Genomic DNA, 20,750 nt, shown 5'->3' with positions numbered 1-20,750 from the left:
AAAAGCCCCGCTTTCGTTAACCGAAAGCGGGGCTTTTTAATGAGCTAGCGGATTACTCGGCCAGCTTGAAGGTGATGAAGCTTGCACGGCCCTGACGCAGCACGCGCATCGACACCGAGCGATTCTTCGGCAACGCTTTGGCGATGTCGGTGAATTCCTTGGTGGAGTTGATCGCCTGGTTGTTCAGGTGGGTGATCACGTCGCCCGGCTGCAGGCCGATCAGGGCAGCTGGGCCGTCCTGGACTTCTTTGATCACAACACCGCTCTTGAGGTCGAAGCTCTTCTTCTGTTCGTCGGTCAGCTCAACCACGGCAATGCCCAAGCGATTGCTGCTGCGTTCAGCGCCTGGTTTGGCGTTGCCCAGCGCATCCAGGGTTGCACCCTCTTCCGGGATCGCGCCGACGGTCAGCTCAACGGTCTGGCGCTTGCCGTCACGAATCACTTCCAGCTTGGCTTTGCTGCCGGCTTTCAGAGCGCCTACCAGATGCGGCAGGTCGGCGGACATGATGATCGGCTGGCCATTCATGCTCAGGATCACGTCGCCCACTTGCAGGCCGCCTTTGGCAGCCGGGCCGTCGTCCTGGATCTGCGCGACCAGGGCACCGGCCGGCTTGTCGAGGCCGAACGATTCAGCCAGGTCTTTGTTCACTTCCTGGATCACCACGCCCAACCAGCCACGGCTGACCTTGCCACCACTTTTGAGCTGGTTGGAAACGTCCATGGCCACGTCGATCGGGATGGCAAAGGACACGCCCATGAAGCCACCGGAGCGGGTGTAGATCTGCGAGTTGATCCCCACCACTTCGCCCGCCAGGTTGAACAGTGGACCACCGGAGTTACCCGGGTTGATCGGCACGTCGGTCTGGATGAACGGCACGTAGTTTTCGTTTGGCAGGCTGCGGCCGATGGCGCTGACGATGCCCTGGGTCACGGTATGGTCGAAGCCGAACGGTGAACCGATCGCAACTACCCACTGCCCGGCTTTAAGGTCCTGGGATTTACCCAGTTTCAGTACGGGCAGGTCTTTGCCTTCGATTTTCAGCAAAGCCACGTCGGAACGCGGGTCGGTGCCCACCAGCTTGGCTTTCAACTCACTGCGGTCGGCCAGGCGCACCAGAATTTCGTCAGCGTCGGCAATCACATGATTATTAGTGAGGATGTAACCGTCAGGCGAAATAATGAAGCCCGAGCCCAGGGACTGCGCCTCGCGCTGACCGCCACCGCCGCCACGCGGGGAGCGTTGTTGCGGCATACCGCGCTCGAAGAACTCGCGCAGCATGGGCGGCAGGCCTTCCAGGTCAGGCATCTGCTGGTTCGAGACTTTGCGATCGGGCAGCTTCTGCGTGGTACTGATATTCACCACGGCAGGCGAGGCCTGCTCCACCAGTTGGGTGAAGTCAGGCAGCTCGACCGCTTGCGCGGACACTGCCTGACCCAGCACCAATACCGTGGCGACTATGGTTAGGTAAGACTTCAAACGTGGTATCGACATACAGCTCCCGTTACGACGAGCAGGGTTGAGCGACAGGGTTCAAGAAACGCCGAAAACTTCGACCGGCATTTTTGTTCCGCGAACAAAATAAGGTCAGAGCCGACAAGCTCTGACCTATAAAAAACATGGGGATTTTTTGCAAGTGAAAATACTGATCCAGAAATTTCATGCTCTCAGCCCCCAACCACGCAAAGGCTCACATTGAAAGGTCAGGATGAACATAGGATTAACGACTCATGGCTTGGCGGCGGTCTTTTCGCCGCGCACCGACAGCGCGATGCGTTCGGCAGTGCCGATGGGAATTTCGCCGACAACCGTCACCATGACTTCGCCATCGACCGTGTTCAGTCGGCGCGACACGGCGACCGTTGGGCCAAGCTGCGTGCGTGTTTCGCTCACACTCGCACCGTCGGTGGACTCAAGAAACACTGAGAAACGTGCAAGCCCGTCGTCATACATCAGACTGTCGACCGTGGCGTGGGTCTGAGTATCTTTTCGCGAGACGCTGCTGGTGAGCTGAAAGCCGGGAGGCAACCAGTCCAGATGCCATGCGTGGGTGGCGGGCACTTCGGGTGCTTTGGTGCTGGAAACAGCCACAGGTGAGCACTCGCTGCTGGGCTGTAAGTCACGATCTGACGGCGCAGCCGAAGTGTTCAGTCGAGTGAACTGGAAGCGCTCCAACAACTGGACCTGCTCATTGAGTAACAGGGACTTCAGCGGCAGCGCAGTTTCACGATCCAAGTGCAACTCAAAGCCATATCGGTATTGATCACGGGGAGTAATCGACACAATCACCGCATTTCGACCGGCCACGCGAGATTTGCCAATGACGGCGAGTTCGTAGAATTGAGTTAGTTTTTGCGGATCCAGAGCGCGCGAAGGCGCATCAGGCGAGTTGCCAAGGCCGGCAACCAAGGTGCCACTGACACATTGTGTACGACCGTCTACCCGCACCAGTTCCTGGGCAGAGCCATCGAGCTGCAACAGCCGCTCACGGACGTGACCGTCCTGGACGCGATGCCAGATGTCATGGGTAGAAAAGTTGCCGTTACGCTCGTAGACGAACGTACCTGCAAAGCTTTGCTGCTGCTCTGCACGCCCAAGTCGAGTCAGCCAGTCTTGGGCTTCGTCGGCATGGGCGGATAGTGCAAAACAACCACTGAGCAAAAGCGTAAGGAGCGGTATGGCGCGCATAGGGCCCCTTAGCTGTTTAGCGGTTTTCCAGGCTGGCTGCACGAGCGTATGGCAGAGCGCTTTCAGTGCCTTTCAAGGCCGATTCCTGTGCGTGTTGGCGCAGGTAGCCTGGAAGACGCTGGTCCTGCCAGCCGGATTGCCCTTGAAGTACGCCGTTGGCCATAGGGCCAGTGGCATCAGAGCTTTCCTTGTAGCCGGCCAGTACCGCTGGGCCTTTGACTTGCGGACCGGCCATGACCGGTTGCTGAGTCTGCTGGGCCAGTTCGGCACCGGCGATTTCGTCCTGGTTGTACAGGCGAACACCGGCCAACACGGCAACAGTCACCGAGGCTGCTACTGCCAAGCGACCCAGGCTACGCCATGGACCACGAGCAGCTTTTGCCGGAACGGCTTCATCGGCCAACGCGGCAGAAACGGCCGCAGCAATATCCAGACGAGGGATTAGTAGATCCTTGTGCATCACCGCCCGAGCGACTTGGTAACGAGACCAGGTATCACGGGTTTCGGCATCATCAAATGCATTGAGCACCCGACGAAGTTCCAGTTCATCCGCTTCGTTATCCATCACTGCGGACAGCGATTCCTGCAGGGCATCACGACTCATGGCGGTTCCTCTCTTGGCTGTCGCCGCTGTCTTTAGTTTTCCTGCAACAACGGTTGCAAGGCTTTGTCGATGGCTTCCCGGGCCCGGAAAATCCGTGACCTTACAGTCCCCACCGGACATTGCATGACGCTCGCAATGTCTTCGTAACTGAGACCATCGAATTCACGTAAAGTTAACGCCGTACGCAAATCTTCTGGCAGTTGCTGAATAGTGCGATGAACGGTGCCCTCGATCTCGTCGCGCAGCAAAGCACGTTCCGGCGACTCGAGATCTTTGAGGCCGTGATCACCATCGTAAAATTCTGCATCTTCTGAACTTACATCACTGTCCGGTGGGCGGCGGCCGCGAGACACCAGATAGTTCTTCGCCGTGTTAATGGCGATGCGGTAGAGCCACGTATAAAACGCACTATCACCGCGAAAATTGCCAAGTGCACGGTACGCCTTGATAAAGGCTTCCTGTGCAACGTCCTGCGCTTCATGGGTGTCGTGCACAAACCGCACGATCAACCCGAGAATTTTGTGCTGGTATTTCAGCACTAGCAGATCAAATGCTCGCTTGTCGCCGCGTTGAACGCGCTCGACCAGCTGCTGATCCTCTTCCTGGGTTAGCATGAACACTCCTCGTTGTACTCGAAGGAGGCTTGCATAACTAAACGATCAGGCTTGCAAACATAGACTAGGACTTTTCGCAAAAGTTCTCCCCCTCCAAGCAAGTTTCCGGCATGCACTGATTTGGCACACACGAAAAACGCAGCGCGGGCTAGGCCGGCTGCGCGAATAATCTTGTCGCCGGTTTTCTGACGCGTCCAATGCTCCCGACGGGCCAATAAACTCAACGTTTTCCCAGCTTTCGGGCAACCTGCTATTGAGTAGGGGCTCATGCAAAAAGTTCCCATCTCAATAGCCGGCCCATATGACCCCAGCTGTGCACCGTAATTTCACATTGCCACGAATGCCCGGCTATTGTGCCGCTCCCCCCCTCTATATACTAGTGGCCCGTATGACCCTTTGATTCGCCGATCCAGGCGTCCTGTTTGCGCCAGCCCTTTGGATCGCTTTTTGCGGAATCCTTAAAATGAGCCAACAGTTTCAACACGATGTCCTGGTGATCGGTAGCGGTGCGGCCGGCTTGAGCCTGGCACTCACCCTCCCCAGCCACCTGCGCATTGCGGTCCTGAGCAAGGGCGACCTGGCCAATGGCTCGACATTCTGGGCCCAGGGCGGTGTCGCGGCGGTACTGGACGACACCGATACCGTGCAATCCCACGTCGAAGACACCCTTAACGCCGGCGGCGGCCTGTGCAACGAAGACGCGGTGCGCTTCACCGTTGAGCATAGCCGCGAAGCCATCCAATGGCTGATCGACCAGGGCGTGCCGTTCACCCGCGACGAACACGCTGGCAGCGATGACGGCGGATTCGAGTTCCACTTGACCCGCGAGGGCGGCCACAGCCATCGCCGCATCATCCACGCCGCCGACGCCACCGGCGCCGCCATCTTCAAGACATTGCTAGAACAAGCCCGCCAACGGCCCAATATCGAACTGCTGGAGCAACGCGTCGCCGTCGACCTGATCACCGAAAAGCGCCTGGGCCTGGACGGCGAACGCTGCCTCGGCGCCTATGTGCTCAACCGCGCCAGTGGCGAAGTCGACACCTACGGCGCACGCTTCACCATTCTGGCCTCAGGCGGTGCCGCCAAGGTCTACCTCTATACCAGCAACCCCGACGGTGCCTGCGGTGACGGCATCGCCATGGCCTGGCGTTCGGGCTGCCGGGTGGCCAACCTGGAATTCAACCAATTCCACCCCACCTGCCTGTATCACCCGCAAGCCAAGAGTTTCCTCATCACCGAAGCCCTGCGTGGTGAAGGTGCGCACCTGAAACTGCCCAACGGCGAGCGCTTCATGCAGCGCTTCGACCCGCGTGCCGAGCTGGCGCCACGGGATATCGTGGCCCGCGCCATCGACCACGAAATGAAGCGCCTGGGCATCGACTGCGTGTACCTGGACATCAGCCACAAACCCGAAGCCTTCATCAAGACCCACTTTCCCACCGTCTACGAACGTTGCCTGGCATTCAACATCGACATCACCAAAGGCCCGATCCCGGTGGTGCCGGCTGCGCACTACACCTGCGGCGGCGTGATGGTCGACCAAAACGGTCGCACTGACGTGCCCGGCCTGTATGCGATCGGCGAAACCAGCTTCACCGGCCTGCACGGTGCCAACCGCATGGCCAGCAACTCGCTGCTTGAATGCTTCGTCTACGCCCGCTCAGCGGCGGCGGATATCCTTGAGCAACTGCCCCACATTCCGGTGCCCGCCGCCCTGCCGCGCTGGGACGCCAGCCAAGTGACCGACTCGGATGAAGACGTGATCATCGCCCACAACTGGGACGAGCTGCGGCGCTTCATGTGGGACTACGTAGGCATTGTGCGCACCAATAAGCGCCTGGCGCGGGCTCAGCATCGCGTGCGCTTGCTGCTGGATGAGATCGACGAGTTCTACAGCAACTACAAAGTCAGCCGCGACCTGATCGAGTTGCGCAACCTGGCCCAGGTTGCCGAATTGATGATCCGCTCAGCCATGGAGCGCAAGGAAAGCCGCGGCCTGCATTACACCCTCGACTACCCGCAAATGCTGCCCGAAGCCCGCGACACTATTCTGGTGCCAGCCACCTACGGCGACTGAACTTCAGGCGTACCCGCAGGCGCCGGTGCACATCGGCGACCTGCGAATCCATCGGTACGCAAACTGAACGCACCCACCACTGGCCCGGCACCCGATAGCGCAGCACCACGATCAGCGGCAGCGCCAGGCTGTCCGGGCGCAACTGCACGCTGTGCCAGCCGCGCTCGGCACTGAACAACTGCCAGCCATCTTCATCGCGGCGCAGGCCACGAATCGACGAACGGTGAGTCAGCAGGATATGACGCGGCAATACCCAGGCGGCATGCGCCAGGCACAGCAGAATGCCAAGGCTGGCGAAGGGCAAATCAATAATCAACAAGGCACCCAGCGCGAACAGCTGGGCAAGCAGATACGCCGCCAGCAACAGCCGTGAGGCCTGCCAGCGGCATTCGAAGCGATTACTTGGGCTGGACACGATCCAGAATCATCCGAACCATGCGCTGCAGCTCCGGATCGTCAGATTCGGCGCGCTCCATGAACCAGCCAAACATGTCCTGGTCTTCACACTCCAGCAGCCGCACGTAGAGGTCGCGGTCTACCTTATCCAGCGTCGCGTACACTTCTTTAGTGAACGGCACCAGCAACACATCCAGCTCCAGCATGCCACGGCGGCTGTGCCAGTAGAGGCGGTTGATTTCTACTTCTTCTACCATGGACTGCTCCTCAAATAGCGCGCAAGTATACAGGCCCGACGGCAGCGGAACACTCGGCTTTGGTCGCCCCATACGGAAACTATCCATTTGCCGGGCGCCCCTCTATGATGCACCCATGACTTTTTGACCTGCGAAGACCCATGGCCGACTCTGCATTTTTCTGCCCCCTGACACATGAAGGCGTCCTCGCCGTCCGCGGCTCCGACGCTGCCAAGTTCCTGCAAGGGCAACTGACCTGCAACCTCAATTACCTGAGCGACACCCAGGCCAGCCTCGGCGCGCGCTGTACGCAAAAAGGCCGCATGCAGTCGAGTTTTCGCATCCTGCTGCAAGGTGACGGCGTATTGCTGGCAATGGCCACCGAGCTGCTCGAACCGCAACTGGCAGACCTGAAGAAATACGCGGTGTTCTCCAAATCCAAACTCACCGACGAAAGCGCTGCCTGGGCACGCTTTGGCCTGTCGAATGCGGATCAAACCCTGGCCACCTTCGGCCTTGAGCTGCCGGCCGACACCGACAGCGTGGTGCGCACCGACACATTGATTGCCATTCGTGTATCTGCGAACCGCGCCGAACTCTGGGTGCCTGTCGAGCACGCCGAAACCGTAGGCCAACAATTGGCCAGCCAACTGCAACAAGCTGACTTGAATGCCTGGCTGCTGGGCCAGATCCGCGCCGGCATCGGGCAAGTCATGCCGCAGACCCGCGAGCTGTTCATCCCGCAGATGCTCAACCTGCAAGCCGTTGGCGGCGTCAGCTTCAAAAAAGGCTGCTACACCGGCCAGGAAATCGTCGCGCGCATGCAGTACCTGGGCAAACTCAAGCGTCGCCTGTATCGCCTGAGCCTCGATGCGGCGCAGTTGCCCGAGCCAGGCACCCCGCTGTTCTCGCCCCACCATAACAGCGCGATCGGCGAAGTCGTCATCGCGGCAAAAGCTGACCAATCAATTGAACTTCTGGCCGTGCTGCAAGCCGAAGCTGCCGACAGCGGCGATGTGCACGTAGGCAGCCTGGAAGGCCCGGGCCTTAACTTGCTCGACTTGCCGTACCCGCTGGATCGCGATAAAGAGATCCAGCGTTAATCGCCGTACCTTTTTTTGCAACACCCTAGAGTGCATGAATGAACAAGCTGGCGGAAAAAGTCCAACAGGCTTTGGTGACGGCCATCGACAACGATGACCTGGTTCTGCCGACATTACCGGAAGTGGCCTTGAACATTCGTCAGGCCGCCGAAGACCCGGATATCAGCATCAGCCACTTGAGCAAAGTAATCGGTCGCGATACCGCCCTGTCGGCGCGCCTGATCAAAGTGGTCAACAGCCCGCTGCTGCGTGCCACCCAGGAAGTCACCGACCTGCATACCGCCATCACGCGGCTGGGCACTAACTACAGCAGCAACCTGGCCATCGGCCTGGTCATGGAACAGATCTTCCACGCCCGCTCCGAAGTCGTCGAACTTAAAATGCGCGAAGTGTGGCGCCGCAGCCTGGAAGTGGCGGGCGTGAGTTATGCCCTGTGCCGCAACCATAGCCAACTCAAGCCAGACCAGGCGGCCCTCGGTGGGCTGGTGCATCAGATTGGCGTGTTGCCGATCCTCACCTACGCCGAAGACCGTTACGAGCTGCTGGCCGATCCGGTCAGCCTCAACCATGTGATCGACAGCATCCACCCATTACTGGGCGACAAACTGCTGGGTGTGTGGGATTTCCCGGAAATGCTGGCCAAGCTGCCGGGGCAGTACCTGGACCTGGAGCGCGACTCCCCACGCCTGGATTACATCGACGTGGTGCAAATCGCCGCACTGTATTGCCACCGCGGCACCGCGCATCCATTGGCCAACGCAGACGTTACCAGCCTGCCGGCGCTCAAGAAACTGCGCATCGACCCCTACAGCGAGACGCTGCGTGCGGAGTTGGATGAAGCGCGCTCGATGTTCTATTGACTACCCCGCGATAAAACTCACCCGCACCTTCAACCCCGCCAACTCACCATCGTGCAGGCTGATCTGGGCCAAATGCGCCCGGCAGATCTCGCCGACAATCGCCAGCCCCAAGCCTGAACCCATGCCCTGCTGGCTGCGGCGGTAGAAACGTTCGAAGACCCGGTCGCGCTCATCCAGCGGGATGCCTGGGCCGTCATCTTCAACTTCCAGGATCGCCGGCGCGGTCACCCGCAGAATCACGTTACCGCCCGATGGGGTGTGGGCAAGAGCGTTATCCACCAGATTGCTCAACAGCTCATTCAACAAGGTCGGCTCACCGCGCAGCCACACCGGTTCGTCCGCTTCCAACGCCAGGGCGACGCCCCGTGCGTGGGCCAGCGGCGCCATGGCCATGCCCAGTTCCCGCGCCAGCTGGCTGAGGTCAAGCAATTGCGCACCGCCCTCGGCAATCGCCCGGGCGCCGTTTTCGATGCGCGCCAGGGATAACAGTTGGTTGGCCAAATGGGTCAGACGGTCGGTACCTTGGGCGGCGGTTTCCAAGGTGCTGCGCCAGGTTGCCGGGTCGCTGCTGCGCAGGCCGAGCTCAAGCCGGGCCTTGAGCGCCGCCAGCGGAGTGCGCAATTCGTGGGCGGCGTCGGCAATAAACTGCGCCTGGCGCTCGAACTGGCCGCGCAGGCGCTCGGTGAAGTGATTGAGCGAGCGCACCAACGGGCCGAACTCGTGTTGCACCTCCACCAGCGGCAGCGGGCGCAAATCATCGGGCTGGCGCTCTTCCACGGCGGTGCGCAGGCGTTCCAGCGGGCGCAGCGCCGCACTCACGGCAAACCACACCAGCAACAACGCACCGACCGCCAGCATGCCCAGGCGCAGCAAAGTGTCGGCCATCAGGCTGCGGGCCATGCTTTCGCGAGCTTCGTCGGTTTCGGCCACGCGAATTTCCGCCATGCCGTTCATGTTCGGCTCCGACACCGCCTTGAGCAGGCTGACCACCCGCACATGTTGGCCCTGATACATGGCGTTGTAGAATCGCGCCAACGCCGGGTAATCATCGGTGCGCGGCGTGCCCGGCGGTGGGCCTGGAAGGTTTTCGTAGCCGGAGATCAATTTTCGGTCGATGTCATTGACCTGATAATAGATCCGCCCGGCACTGTCGTAGGCGAACGTGTCCAGCGCTACATAGGGCACATTGGCGCTCAGGGTGCCGTCCACCTGAGTCAACCCGGCAGCGATGGTGCGCGCCGAGGCCAGCAAGGTGCGGTCATAGGCGGTATCGGCGGCTTCGCGGCCATTCCAGTAAGCACTCATGCCGCTGGCGAGCATCAGCACCACCAGCAACAGCGCCAGGTTCCACAATAGCCGCCAGCGCAGGCTGCTGGGCTTATGCATCGCGGGCTTCCAGCAGGTAGCCAAGGCCACGGAAGGTCACGATGGCGATGGGCTGGCCGTCGAGCTTCTTGCGCAGGCGGTGCACGTAGATTTCAATCGCGTCGGGGCTGGCTTCCTCGTCCAGGCCGAACACTTGAGAGGCCAATTGCTCCTTGCTCATCACGCGGCCGGGCCGGGCGATCAGCGCCTCAAGCACCGCCTGCTCGCGGGAGGTCAGCGTCATCAGCTCGCCGCCGACGGTGAAACGCCGGGTATCCAGGTCGTAGACCAGCACGCCGCACGCCTGCTGACGCTCGCCGCCCAGCACACTGCGGCGCAGCAGCGCCTTGACTCGCGCTTCCAGCTCGGTCAACTCAAAGGGCTTGGCCAGGTAGTCATCAGCGCCCAGGTTCAGGCCATGCACACGGTCTTTTACATCACTGCGCGCCGTCAACATCAACACTGGCAGATTTTTCCCACGCGCCCGCAGACGCGCCAACACCTCAAAACCGTCCATGCGCGGCAGCCCTACATCGAGGATCACCACCGCGTATTCCTCGCTGCTCAGGGCCAGGTCCGCGGCCACGCCGTCGTGCAACACGTCGACGGTCAAACCCGTGCTCTTGAGCGCTTGGGCAACACTTTCGGCGAGTTGCAGATGGTCTTCAACCAAGAGGACGCGCATGGATTTTCACCTCGTTCGGGCGTGGTCGACGCCACGCTTTGGCGGGCAGTTTACAGGCGCCGCCTGCCCTGTGAAGCCCGAAAACATTGAAAGACAACTGAAAGGTTAGTGAAAGCTTCGCCCTTTAGCATCCAGCCACAGTGGGTAATGCCCGCCGAGCTACCTGATCCGTAGCGATCGAAAAACGCCTTGAAGCGTTTTCGCCAAAATAAGAACAATAACGGAGTACATAACGATGCTGTCGACCCAGCCCCAGGCTTGCCCGCCTGTGCGTTTTTCCCGTCTTGCCAAGACCGCCCTTGCCAGTGCCACCACCCTTGCCGGTTTTTCGCCGCTTAGCCAGGCTGCCTTCTTCGAAGACAGTAGCGCTACGCTGGAAACTCGCAACATGTACTTCAACCGCGACTTTCGCGACGGCACCAGCGCACAACAATCCAAGCGCGACGAATGGGCCCAGGGCTTCATGCTCAATCTGCAATCAGGCTACACCGACGGCACCGTCGGCTTTGGCGTGGACGCGCTGGGCATGCTTGGGGTCAAGCTCGACTCCAGCCCCGACCGCACAGGCTCTGGCTTGCTGCCCACCGATAACGGCCGCGCTGTCGACGACTACTCCAAACTCGGCCTGACCGGCAAAGTGAAGATCTCCGCCACCGAACTCAAGATCGGCGCGCTGATCCCCGAACTGCCGATCCTCAAGCCCAACGACGGCCGCATCCTGCCGCAGACCTTCAACGGTGGCCTGCTGACCTCCAAAGAACTCAAAAACCTGGTGTTTACCGGCGGCCGCCTGGATAAAGCCAAAGACCGCGATTCCACCGACTACGAAGAAATCGCCCTCAACAACAAGAACAGCCGTTTCGTCAGCGGCGCTACCGGCAAGCACTTCAACTTCGGCGGCGTGGACTACAAGTTCGCCGACAAGATCACCGGCAGCTACCACTTTGCCCAACTCGATGACGTGTACCGCCAGCACTTCCTCGGCCTGGTCGCCTCGCGCCCACTCGGCCCCGGCACCTTCGGCACCGACCTGCGCCTGGCCATCAGTGATGACACGGGCGCGGCCCATGGCGGCAAGATCGACAACACGTCCCTCAACGGCCTGTTCAGCTATGCCCTCAATGGCCATAAGCTCAGCGCCGGTTACCAACACATGTCCGGCGACAGCGCCTTTCCCTATGTGGATGGCGCCGACCCGTACCTGGTCAACTTCGTACAGATCAACGACTTTGCCGGCGCCGAAGAACGCTCCTGGCAAGCGCGCTACGACTACGACTTCGCCAAGCTGGGTATTCCCGGCCTGAGCTTCATGAGCCGTTACCTGTCAGGTGACAACATCAAGCTCAAGAACGGCGAGACCGGCAAGGAGTGGGAACGCAACAGCGAGATCCGCTACATCGTGCAAAGCGGCACGTTCAAGGATGTCGCGTTTCGCCTGCGTAACGCCACGTATCGCTCCAACTACTCGGCCCGTGATGCAGATGAAGTGCGCGTGCTGGTGAGTTACAGCCTGGCTCTTTGGTAGTCGTACCCCATAACAACAAAGACGGAGTTAAACATGACCTATTCACTGCGTAAATTGGCCCTCGCTGCCGGCTGCATGCTGTTCGCCGGCCAACTGCTGGCCGCTGATGAACCCAAGCGCCCGGAATGCATCGCCCCAGCCTCCCCCGGCGGTGGTTTTGACCTGACCTGCAAACTGGCGCAAAGCGCGTTGGTCAACGAGAAGCTGTTGAGCAAACCGATGCGCGTCACCTACATGCCCGGCGGCGTGGGCGCGGTGGCCTATAACGCGGTGGTAGCACAGCGCCCAGCGGACGGCGGCACATTGGTGGCCTGGTCCAGCGGTTCGCTGTTGAACCTGGCCCAGGGCAAGTTCGGCCGTTTTGATGAAAGCGCCGTGCGTTGGTTGGCAGCGGTCGGCACCAGCTACGGTGCAATCGCGGTGAAAAGCGATTCGCCCTACAAGACCCTCGACGATCTGGTCAAAGCCCTGAAGAAAGATCCGGGCAGCGTGGTAATCGGCTCCGGCGGCACGGTTGGCAGCCAGGACTGGATGCAAACCGCCCTGATTGCCAAGGCCGCCGGAATCAACCCTCGCGAGTTGCGTTATGTCGCCCTCGAAGGCGGCGGTGAAATCGCCACCGCCCTGCTCGGTGGCCACATCCAGGTGGGCAGTACCGACATCTCCGACTCCATGCCGCACATCCTCAGCGGTGACATGCGCCTGCTCGCCGTGTTCGCCGAAGAGCGCCTGGACGAGCCGGAAATGAAGAATATTCCGACTGCCAAGGAGCAAGGCTACGACATCGTCTGGCCAGTGGTCCGCGGTTTCTACCTCGGGCCAAAAGTCAGCGATGCCGACTACGCCTGGTGGAAAGAAGCATTCGACAAACTGCTGGCCTCCGAAGAGTTCGCCAAGCTGCGTGACCAGCGCGAGCTGTTCCCGTTCGCCATGACAGGACCTGCGCTGGACACCTACGTGAAGAAACAGGTGGCTGACTACAAAGTGCTGGCCAAAGAGTTCGGCCTGATCCAGTAATCGCCCCTCTTTTGCTCGGCCGCGCCCTCGTCAACGGGCGGCGCGGCCCAGGAGTTCCACATGCTCTTACAACGCATTTTCGCCTCAGTGATGCTGCTGGTCTGCGCCGGCCTGGCACTGATGGCCTGGCCGTATCAGGCGGCGTTTTCCTACGAGCCGGTCGGCCCACGTGCCTACCCGCTGCTGATGCTTGGCCTGATGAGCCTGGGCCTGATCTACATGATCTTTCGCCCACAGCCAACCAAGCACACTGAAGAAGAACCGGCGCTGGACCGCGAAACCCTGATCAAGATCAGCCTTTGCGTCGCGCTGCTGATCGTCTTCGCCGGCACTTTCGAGCCCTTGGGTTTCATCCTCAGCAGCATGCTGATCGGCATTCCAATGGCACGCCTGTACGGCGGCCGCTGTTTGCCCAGCGTCGTGATCGTCACCCTCATGGCTATCGGCCTGTACCTGCTGTTCGACAAGGCCATGGATGTACCGCTGCCCCTCGGCCTGCTTGAAGTTCTGGAGAACTGATATGGATACGTTCAGCTATTTGGGCCAGGGCTTCGGCGTTGCACTGACCCCTTACAACTTGGTGACCGCGCTGTGCGGCACCTTGATCGGCACCGTGGTCGGCCTGTTGCCGGGCCTGGGCCCGATCAACGGCGTGGCCTTGCTGATCCCCATCGCGTTCGCCTTGGGCCTGCCGCCGGAATCGGCGCTGATCCTGCTCGCGGCCGTGTACCTGGGCTGCGAATACGGCGGCCGTATCAGCTCGATCCTGCTCAACATCCCGGGCGAAGCGTCTACCGTAATGACCACCCTCGACGGCTACCCGATGGCCCGCAAAGGCCTGGCCGGTGTGGCGTTGTCGCTGTCGGCATGGAGTTCGTTCATCGGCGCATTTATCGCCACCTGCGGCATGGTGTTGTTTGCGCCGTTGCTGGCCAAATGGGCAATCGCCTTCGGCCCGGCGGAATATTTCGTACTGATGGTGTTCGCGATTGTCTGTCTGGGCGGCATGGCCGGTGACAAACCGCTGAAGACGTTTGTTGCGGCGCTGATCGGTCTTTTCCTGTCTGCCGTCGGCATCGATGCCAACAGCGGCGTGTACCGTTTTACCGGCGACAACATTCACCTCACCGACGGCATCCAGTTTGTGGTGTTGGTACTGGGCCTGTTCTCCATCAGCGAAATCCTGCTGCTGCTGGAGAAAACCCACCGTGGCCAGGAAGCGGTAAAAGCCACCGGGCGGATGATGTTCAACCTCAAGGAAGCCGGTGCGGTCTTTGTAGTTAACATCCGCTGCGGCCTGCTCGGTTTCATCATGGGCGTGCTGCCAGGTGCCGGTGCAACCCTCGCTTCGGCCGTTGCCTATATGACCGAGAAACGCCTGGCCGGTGCCAGCGGCAAATTCGGCCAGGGCGACATGCGCGGCCTTGCGGCGCCGGAAACCGCCATCGGTGCGTCCGCCTGCGGCGCCCTGGTGCCGATGCTCACCCTCGGCGTACCCGGTTCGGGCACCACGGCGGTGATGATCGGCGCCCTGTCGCTGTACAACATCACCCCTGGCCCGCTGCTGTTCCAACAGCAACCGGACATCGTCTGGGGCCTGATCGCGTCGCTGTTTGTCGCCAACATCATGCTGGTAATCCTCAACATCCCGATGATCCGCATCTTCACGCGCATCCTCGCCGTGCCGAACTGGGCGCTGGTGCCGGTCATCGCCATCATCACCGCCATCGGTGTGTACGCGGTTCACGCCACCACCTTCGACCTGTTCCTGATGGTCGGTATCGGCATCTTCGGCTACATCCTGCGCAAGCTCGACTTCCCGCTGTCGCCGGTACTGCTGGGCTTTATCCTCGGTGGCCTGATGGAGCAGAACCTGCGCCGCGCGCTGTCGATCTCCAACGGCGCGCTGGAGATCCTCTGGTCCAGCCCGATCACCTTTGGCGTGTGGGTATTGACGGCAATCATGTTGTTCGTACCGCTGCTGCGTATCTGGCGTAAACGTGCACAACAGCGTCGCGCCCTGGCCGATGTCTGAGGTCACCTTTAAACAATGGTGGGCAACACCGCTGGTCGGCCTGGCCGGCGGTTACCTGGCCAGCCTCGTCGGCTGGCCTTTGCCGTACATGGTCGGCTCGTTGCTGGCGATCATCCTGGTGCGCTGCCTTACCCCTTGGCAATTGGCCGAGATTCCCGGCGGGCGCAAATGCGGCCAATGGGTGGTGGGCATCGGCATCGGGCTGCACTTCACCCCGGTGGTGATCGAACAGGTGATGAGCCACTTCGGCCTGATTTTTTTCGGTGCGTTGATCACCAGCCTGTCGAGCGTCGTCGGTGTGTGGTTGATGCGCCGCAGCGGTGAAGACCGCGCCACCGCGTTCTTCTCCAGCATGCCGGGCGGTTCCGGTGAGATGGTCAACCTCGGCGCCCGCAATGGCGCAGTGCTCAGCCGTGTCGCAGCGGGGCAGAGTCTGCGGGTGCTGGTGGTGGTGCTGTGTGTGCCGGCGATCTTCAAGTATTTGCTCGAAGGCGGCACGCCGCAGTTTCACCCGGCCCCAGTGAGCTGGGGCTGGCTGGCGCTGCTGTTCCCGCTCGGCGCGCTGGTGGCTTGGGGCTGGCAGCGTTTGCATCAGCCCAACCCGTGGCTGTTCGGGCCACTGTTGGTCAGCGCGACGGCCAGTGTTGTCTGGGACTTGCATTACGGCCTGCCGGACGGCGGCAGCCAGATCGGCCAATGGCTGATCGGCAGCGGCCTGGGCTGCCACTTCAACCGTCAGTTCTTCCGCCGCGCGCCGTCGTTCATGGGCCGTACCTTGGTCGGTACGGCGCTGACCATGGCACTTGCGACATTGGCAGCGGTGGGCTTGAGCGCGCTGACGCAACTGGATTTGCGTTCACTCACCCTGGGCATGATGCCGGGCGGCATTGCCGAAATGAGCCTCACCGCAGAGACCTTGCAGCTGTCGGTGCCTTTGGTGACGGCGATGCAGGTGATGCGATTGTTGTTTGTGCTGTTTTTGGCCGAGCCGTTGTTCAGGCACTGGAACCGCCTGCCGGAAAAAATCTGAGCCTTCACAAAATTCCAATGTGGGAGCTGGCTTGCCTGCGATAGCGTTGGTTCAGTCAATAAATGTATCGGCTGACAGATCGTCATCGCAGGCAAGCCAGCTCCCACATTAGGTTGCGGTTAACCTTTAGGCTGGCGGCAACCGCCACTCAATCGGCGTCTCGCCATTCTGCTCAAGAAACTTGTTGGTACGGCTGAAGTGCCCACACCCCAAAAACCCGCGATACGCCGACAACGGCGACGGGTGCACCGATGTCAGCACCAGGTGCTTGGTCGCATCCACCAGTTTTTGCTTGCCCTGCGCATGAGCGCCCCACAACAGGAACACCAGGTGCGGCTGGTGTTCGCTGACCACTTCGATCACACGATCGGTAAAGAACTGCCAGCCCTTGCCCGCGTGGGCATTGGCGTTCGCGCGCTCCACGGTCATGGTGGTGTTGAGCATCAGCACGCCCTGGTCGGCCCAGCTTTGCAGGCAGCCGTGGTTGGGAATGTCGATGTTCAGGTCGCGCTTGAGCTCTTTATAAATGTTGACCAGCGACGGCGGCGTCGGCACGCCCGGTTGTACCGAGAAGCACAAGCCATGGGCCTGGCCGGGGCCGTGGTACGGGTCCTGGCCCAGAATCACCACCTTGACCTTGTCCAACGGCGTGGAGTTGAGCGCATTGAAGATCAGCGGGCCAGGCGGGTAGATCTCTTTGCCGGCGGCATGTTCCTGGCGCAGGAACTCGCGCAGTTCGGCCATGTAGGGCTTGTCGAACTCTTCCCGCAGGGCGTGTTTCCAGCTGGGTTCGAGTTTGATACGGTCGCCTTCGGTCATGGTTTGTTCATCGTGTAAAAAAAGAATGGGCGAACCCTAGGAAAGCCGACCCCGCTTGTCAATTGATCTGACACATCATCGGCACTTTCCCACGGAGCGATCATACTGATCGCTCACTGTCTCGATTGAGGTCACAATGAACCTGCACTTCGAAGAGCTGACCGGCAGCGACGGTGCCCGCCTCGGCATCGCCAGCCTGGACGCGGAAAAATCCCTCAACGCGCTGTCCCTGCCCATGATCCTGGCCCTGAACGAACGCCTGGAAGCCTGGGCCAAAGACCCGAATATCGTGTGTGTGCTGCTGCGCGGTAATGGGCCCAAAGCCTTTTGCGCCGGTGGCGAAGTCCGCAGCCTCGCCCAGGCCTGCCGTGAGCAGCCAGGCGTCGTGCCCGCCCTGGCCGCGCAGTTCTTCGCCGCTGAGTACCGCCTCGACTACCGCCTGCACACCTACCCCAAACCGCTGATCTGCTGGGGGCACGGCTATGTGCTCGGCGGTGGCATGGGCCTGCTGCAAAGCGCTTCGGTGCGCATCGTCACGCCGAGCAGCCGCCTGGCCATGCCCGAGATCAGCATCGGCTTGTACCCGGATGTGGGGGCCAGTGGGTTCCTGTCGCGGTTACCGGGCAAGCTGGGGTTATTTCTTGGCCTCACCGGCGCCCATATCAACGGCCGTGATGCGTTGGACCTGGGCTTGGCCGACCGTTTCCTGCGCGATGACCAGCAGGAAGCGTTGATAGATGGCCTGCTGCAACTGAACTGGCAGGAACAAACCGCAATGCAGCTCAACAGCCTGCTCAAGGCGCTCGCCCAGGAAGCCGTCGACCAGCAACCCGAAGCACAATGGCTGCCGCGCCGTGCACAGATCGACGAATGGCTGGATGTGGGTGATGTGCGCTCTGCCTGGCGCGCCTTGAGCCCGTTACGCGAGCACGCCGACCCGCTGTTCAGCCGTGCCGGCAAAAACCTGAGTGAAGGCTGCCCACTGACCGCGCACCTGGTGTGGGAGCAGATCCAGCGGGCGCGCCACCTGTCGTTGGCCGAGGTGTTCCAGATGGAATACACCCTGAGCCTCAATTGCTGCCGTTACCCGGAGTTTGCCGAAGGCGTGCGGGCACGGTTGATCGATAAGGACCAGACGCCCCATTGGCACTGGCCGGATATCAATACCATTCCCGACGCCGTGGTCGACGCGCACTTTCACAAGGCTTGGGAAGGACGGCACCCGCTGGCGGATTTATCCGACATCTAACGATGCCCCCCACCATGCCCACCGCCTCGGTTGCCGCCCTGGTTATGCCCACCACCGTTGCCCCAACGGTTACCACCGCCCCAACCCTGGTTCGGGTACGGCCGGTAACCGGGCCGTGGGTAGTAACGCGGCGCCGGTTGGTAATAACGCGGCGCCGAATAATAGCGCGGCGGCGGCGCGTAATAGCTGCGTCCGTATTGGTAGTAAGCAGGGCCGCCGTAGTAATAAGCGGGCGCCGGTGCGGTGTAGACCTCAGAGCGGTAGTAAGTGGCACCACCATCGTAATAGGGCACACACGCAGACAGGGTCAGGCCAAATAAAGCGCTAAGCAGCAGTCGTCGATACATGGCGGCCTCCTGGACCGCTGGGGAGCACCTTCAGCGACGCTGAAGGGCGGCATTCGTCTTTCAATGAATGACGAAATATCTGACATCAAAAACCGAATCTGGTGCGTTTCTGTAACAACTTGGTACATCTCCACCATCACCCAATCCACCCTGCTGGCCCTATCGGCATACACGCTCGGTGGTCAAAAAGCTGTATCGATTCAGCTATTTTATCTGCCATGCAACTTCCTCGATAAAAATGATGTCATTGTGATATCAGTCATGGGCACGGAGGCTCTAGCGCGAACCCTCACTCTATTATCGTCGGATACACGTCATGAAAATTTCTACCAAACTCCTGCTTTCGTTCGTTTTGTGTGCGCTTGTCACCCTCGGTGTCGGGATGCTGGGAATAAAAGGTGTCGTTCGGCTCGCCAACGCACTGGAACAGACCTTCTCCAACAACCTGGTTTCTGTCAGCAATACGGCCTCCACGCTCAACGGCCTGGTCGCCCACAACCGTGGTCTGTACCGATTACTGGATGCCAGCAAAGGCGACGTCCAACAACAAGACCGCGACCGCGTGCGCCAGGACATTGCCAGCGAACTCAAGCGCAGCCAGACGGCGTACGCCACGTACCGCGCCACCCCACTGGAAGATGACGAACGCGTCGCGGGCGATAAGCTCGACCAGATCTGGCCAAACTATGTCAGCAGTTCCGAACGCATTATCTCGATGCTCGACAGCGGCCAGACAGAACAGGCTCGCACGCAGCTCAACACCACCAACAATGAACTGTTCCGCCAGGCCCGCGAGCTGATCCGCGTGATGATCGAGTCCAATAACCGTCAGATCAAAGAAGGCGCAATCGCCGCCGAAGCGCTGCGTGACAGCGCATTGACGTGGATGATCAGCGGCATCGTCCTGGCGTTCATCATTGCAATCACCATCGGCTTGCTGATCACGCGCCTGATCACCCGCCCTATCGCACAAGCGGTAGAAAGTGCTCAACGGATTGCCAAAGGCGACCTGACCCAAGCCATCGTCACCGAGCGCACTGATGAAGCCGGGCAATTGTTGATGGCGCTGGCCGATATGCAAGGCGGCTTGAAAAGCACCCTGGTGGAAATTGCCAACGCCGCTGACCAGCTCGCGTCGGCTGCCGAAGAACTGAGCGCGGTTACCGATGAAAGCACGCGTGGCCTGACCCGCCAGAATGACGAAATTCAACAGGCTGCCACCGCGGTGAACCAGATGACCACCGCGGTGGACGAAGTCGCGAGCAATGCGGTGTCGACCTCGCAAGCGTCCCGTCAGGCCACCACTGAAGCGGAGGAAGGGCGCCAGCAAGTCGAGCAGGCCGTGTCAGGCATGGAGTCGATGGTGGTCGAGATCAATGATTCGACCCAGTCGGTCGCGGATCTCGCCAACCAGGTGCGAGAGATCGGTAAGGTCATTGATGTGATCAGAAGCATTGCCGACCAGACCAACCTGTTGGCCCTCAATGCCGCCATCGAAGCCGCCCGCGCAGGCGAGCAAGGCCGGGGTTTCGCTGTGGTCGCTGACGAGGTCCGGGCATTGGCCCATCGCACCCAAACCTCCACGGTCGACATTGAAAAAATGATTGGTGACGTGCAGCTCGGCGCCGATGATGCCGTGGCCGCCATGAACAAGAGCCTGAGCTGGGCCAATAACACCCAGGCCTTGGCGCAAAATGCCGGGCAGGCCCTGCAGCGGATCACCAGCAGCGTGGCGATGATCAACGAGCGTAACCTGGTGATCGCCTCCGCGTCGGAGGAGCAGGCGCAGGTAGCCCGCGAAGTGGACCGCAACCTCCTCAACATCCAGGACCTGTCGACCCAGACCGCCGCCGGCGCCCATCAGACCAATGCCTCCAGCCAAGACCTGTCCCGCTTGGCCACCTCGTTCAATGTGCTGGTCAGCAAATTCCAGCTGTAATCGCCTCATTAATGTGCGCCCGCGCACCGACCTGACGCACATCCCTTCGCGCCCATCCCTCGCGGCGCCCATGCCCGGCTGAAAAGCCGGGCTTTTGCCTCACTTGGCACGACTCTCGCTTTAACTCCCCCGTGCAGGATTCATCACAGGTTCGCGGCAC

General features: G+C 60.7%; 20 protein-coding genes. 10 read left to right on the top strand and 10 right to left on the bottom strand.

Translation table 11 applies throughout. The annotated features are described in order from the left end of the window. Window positions 1–52: 52 nt before the first annotated feature. The 4 genes from PSH96_RS07745 to rpoE all read right to left on the bottom strand — a co-directional run bounded on the left by PSH96_RS07745 (window position 53) and on the right by rpoE (window position 3,904). Window positions 53–1,492: a DegQ family serine endoprotease gene (locus PSH96_RS07745; RefSeq protein WP_305458566.1), complete on the bottom strand. Its 1,440-nt coding sequence runs from the start codon at window positions 1,490–1,492 to the stop codon at window positions 53–55. A 234-nt stretch (window positions 1,493–1,726) separates the two neighbouring features. Beyond that, complete coding sequence (locus PSH96_RS07740; protein WP_305458565.1) at window positions 1,727–2,686, bottom strand: MucB/RseB C-terminal domain-containing protein; 960 nt, start codon at window positions 2,684–2,686, stop codon at window positions 1,727–1,729. Window positions 2,687–2,702: 16 nt separating this feature from the next. Then, the gene (locus PSH96_RS07735) at window positions 2,703–3,290 is read right to left on the bottom strand and encodes a sigma-E factor negative regulatory protein (protein WP_034096393.1); all 588 of its coding nucleotides are present in this window, start codon (window positions 3,288–3,290) and stop codon (window positions 2,703–2,705) included. 32 nt (window positions 3,291–3,322) lie between these two features. After that, window positions 3,323–3,904, bottom strand: coding sequence for an RNA polymerase sigma factor RpoE (gene rpoE / locus PSH96_RS07730; RefSeq protein WP_003172477.1), 582 nt, complete (start codon window positions 3,902–3,904; stop codon window positions 3,323–3,325). Window positions 3,905–4,367: 463 nt separating this feature from the next. Here rpoE and nadB point away from each other — a divergent pair, with 463 nt between their 5' ends. Beyond that, entirely contained in the window at window positions 4,368–5,984 is a 1,617-nt protein-coding gene (gene nadB, locus PSH96_RS07725; RefSeq protein ID WP_305458564.1) for an L-aspartate oxidase, read from the top strand. Here the strand turns inward: nadB and PSH96_RS07720 are convergent. After that, window positions 5,953–6,399 (bottom strand): hypothetical protein, encoded by a 447-nt coding sequence (locus PSH96_RS07720; RefSeq protein ID WP_305458563.1) that lies wholly within the window; start codon window positions 6,397–6,399, stop codon window positions 5,953–5,955. The genes nadB and PSH96_RS07720 overlap by 32 nt on opposite strands. Further along, window positions 6,383–6,637 (bottom strand): succinate dehydrogenase assembly factor 2, encoded by a 255-nt coding sequence (locus PSH96_RS07715; RefSeq protein ID WP_305458562.1) that lies wholly within the window; start codon window positions 6,635–6,637, stop codon window positions 6,383–6,385. The genes PSH96_RS07720 and PSH96_RS07715 overlap by 17 nt, the downstream gene beginning before the upstream one ends. 140 nt (window positions 6,638–6,777) lie before the next feature. Between PSH96_RS07715 and PSH96_RS07710 the strand changes: the two genes are divergently transcribed. Next, window positions 6,778–7,719: a folate-binding protein YgfZ gene (locus PSH96_RS07710; protein ID WP_305458561.1), complete on the top strand. Its 942-nt coding sequence runs from the start codon at window positions 6,778–6,780 to the stop codon at window positions 7,717–7,719. A 38-nt stretch (window positions 7,720–7,757) separates the two neighbouring features. Then, the gene (locus PSH96_RS07705) at window positions 7,758–8,579 is read left to right on the top strand and encodes an HDOD domain-containing protein (protein ID WP_305458560.1); all 822 of its coding nucleotides are present in this window, start codon (window positions 7,758–7,760) and stop codon (window positions 8,577–8,579) included. Here the strand turns inward: PSH96_RS07705 and PSH96_RS07700 are convergent, their stop codons facing one another. Together PSH96_RS07700 and PSH96_RS07695 are read right to left on the bottom strand one after the other, a co-directional pair. Beyond that, the gene (locus PSH96_RS07700; protein WP_017137323.1) at window positions 8,580–9,965 is read right to left on the bottom strand and encodes a sensor histidine kinase; all 1,386 of its coding nucleotides are present in this window, start codon (window positions 9,963–9,965) and stop codon (window positions 8,580–8,582) included. Next, window positions 9,958–10,629: a response regulator gene (locus PSH96_RS07695; RefSeq protein ID WP_017137322.1), complete on the bottom strand. Its 672-nt coding sequence runs from the start codon at window positions 10,627–10,629 to the stop codon at window positions 9,958–9,960. Before PSH96_RS07695 ends, PSH96_RS07700 begins: the two co-directional genes overlap by 8 nt. A 235-nt stretch (window positions 10,630–10,864) precedes the next feature. Here PSH96_RS07695 and PSH96_RS07690 point away from each other — a divergent pair, with 235 nt between their 5' ends. The 5 genes from PSH96_RS07690 to PSH96_RS07670 are packed head-to-tail and all read left to right on the top strand — an operon-like array spanning window position 10,865 to window position 16,236. Continuing rightward, window positions 10,865–12,154: an OprD family porin gene (locus tag PSH96_RS07690; protein WP_305458559.1), complete on the top strand. Its 1,290-nt coding sequence runs from the start codon at window positions 10,865–10,867 to the stop codon at window positions 12,152–12,154. A gap of 33 nt (window positions 12,155–12,187) precedes the next feature. Then, entirely contained in the window at window positions 12,188–13,171 is a 984-nt protein-coding gene (locus tag PSH96_RS07685; RefSeq protein WP_305458558.1) for a tripartite tricarboxylate transporter substrate binding protein, read from the top strand. Window positions 13,172–13,231: 60 nt separating this feature from the next. Beyond that, window positions 13,232–13,690: a tripartite tricarboxylate transporter TctB family protein gene (locus tag PSH96_RS07680; RefSeq protein ID WP_305458557.1), complete on the top strand. Its 459-nt coding sequence runs from the start codon at window positions 13,232–13,234 to the stop codon at window positions 13,688–13,690. 1 nt (window position 13,691) lies between these two features. Further along, entirely contained in the window at window positions 13,692–15,206 is a 1,515-nt protein-coding gene (locus PSH96_RS07675) for a tripartite tricarboxylate transporter permease (protein ID WP_065929105.1), read from the top strand. Next, a complete protein-coding gene (locus tag PSH96_RS07670; RefSeq protein ID WP_305458556.1) occupies window positions 15,199–16,236 on the top strand; it encodes an AbrB family transcriptional regulator in 1,038 nt (345 codons plus the stop codon). The genes PSH96_RS07675 and PSH96_RS07670 overlap by 8 nt, the downstream gene beginning before the upstream one ends. Window positions 16,237–16,362: 126 nt before the next feature. Here PSH96_RS07670 and ung read toward each other — a convergent pair whose 3' ends face one another. Beyond that, complete coding sequence (ung, locus tag PSH96_RS07665) at window positions 16,363–17,055, bottom strand: uracil-DNA glycosylase (protein ID WP_056857385.1); 693 nt, start codon at window positions 17,053–17,055, stop codon at window positions 16,363–16,365. Window positions 17,056–17,191: 136 nt separating this feature from the next. Between ung and PSH96_RS07660 the strand changes: the two genes are divergently transcribed. Further along, complete coding sequence (locus tag PSH96_RS07660; RefSeq protein WP_305458555.1) at window positions 17,192–18,304, top strand: enoyl-CoA hydratase/isomerase family protein; 1,113 nt, start codon at window positions 17,192–17,194, stop codon at window positions 18,302–18,304. Here the strand turns inward: PSH96_RS07660 and PSH96_RS07655 are convergent. Further along, window positions 18,301–18,651 (bottom strand): hypothetical protein, encoded by a 351-nt coding sequence (locus tag PSH96_RS07655; RefSeq protein ID WP_138453930.1) that lies wholly within the window; start codon window positions 18,649–18,651, stop codon window positions 18,301–18,303. The genes PSH96_RS07660 and PSH96_RS07655 overlap by 4 nt on opposite strands. Before the next feature lie 316 nt (window positions 18,652–18,967). Between PSH96_RS07655 and PSH96_RS07650 the strand changes: the two genes are divergently transcribed. Continuing rightward, window positions 18,968–20,590, top strand: a complete 1,623-nt coding sequence (locus PSH96_RS07650) for a methyl-accepting chemotaxis protein (RefSeq protein WP_305458554.1) — start codon at window positions 18,968–18,970, stop codon at window positions 20,588–20,590. The last annotated feature ends 160 nt before the right edge of the window (window positions 20,591–20,750 follow it).

It is taken from the genome of Pseudomonas sp. FP2338 (assembly GCF_030687515.1).
GTDB lineage: Bacteria > Pseudomonadota > Gammaproteobacteria > Pseudomonadales > Pseudomonadaceae > Aquipseudomonas > Aquipseudomonas salomonii.
Note: the sequence above shows the minus strand (reverse complement) of the source record. Positions and strands in the feature narration are given on the sequence as shown.